At 50.0% G+C, this 640-nt stretch carries 1 protein-coding gene; it reads left to right on the top strand.

The features are described from left to right. On the top strand, window positions 1-640 hold a 640-nt coding region (locus VP06_RS35755; protein WP_156295898.1), incomplete at both ends, for a ParA family protein.

Raw genomic sequence — 640 nt, 5'->3', positions numbered from 1 at the left:
GTGATCCGCAATGCAATGCAACTCAGTCGGTCCTCGAGGAGGATCTGCTGGGTGAAATCTACTGGGATCGTTTCAGCGCTCGAAAGACGCTTTATCACTACCTTAAACCACTAGAGCGAGGCGAGCCTTCGATCGAAGGGACATTCGAGCCCGTGAGGTCATCAGAAAACGCTTACAAGACCGACCTAATCGCAGGGCATCCCAATATGTCCCTTGTTGAAGATCGGCTCAGTCAAGCTTGGAGCGATCTGCAAGGCGCCGATCCGATCCGGGGCTATAGAATCAGCAACTGGATGTCGCAGTTGCTTCATTCAATCGGCGACCGATATGACCTCATTGTTTTCGATGTTGGTCCGTCGCTCGGCGCCCTAAATCGTACAATTCTGTTGAGCTGTGATTACATCGTCACGCCATTCGGGTCCGACATTTTCAGCCTCTTGGGCATCCGGAATATCTCCGCATGGATCAAGAGTTGGTCGGATGACTATGAGAGAGCTGTCGCTAATCTCAAGCGAAAGAACGAGACGATACTGAGCGAATTTTCTGGAATCGTGGACACGAGTGTAAAATTTCGTTTGGCCGGATATTCAGTTCAGCAGTATGTCAAACGAAAATTCAAAGAAAAGGCCCGTCCGGTAAA

It is taken from the genome of Methylobacterium aquaticum (assembly GCF_001043915.1).
GTDB classification, from domain to species: Bacteria; Pseudomonadota; Alphaproteobacteria; order Rhizobiales; family Beijerinckiaceae; genus Methylobacterium; species Methylobacterium aquaticum.
The sequence above is the reverse complement of the archived record's forward strand: the minus strand, read 5'-3'. Positions and strand labels throughout refer to the sequence as shown.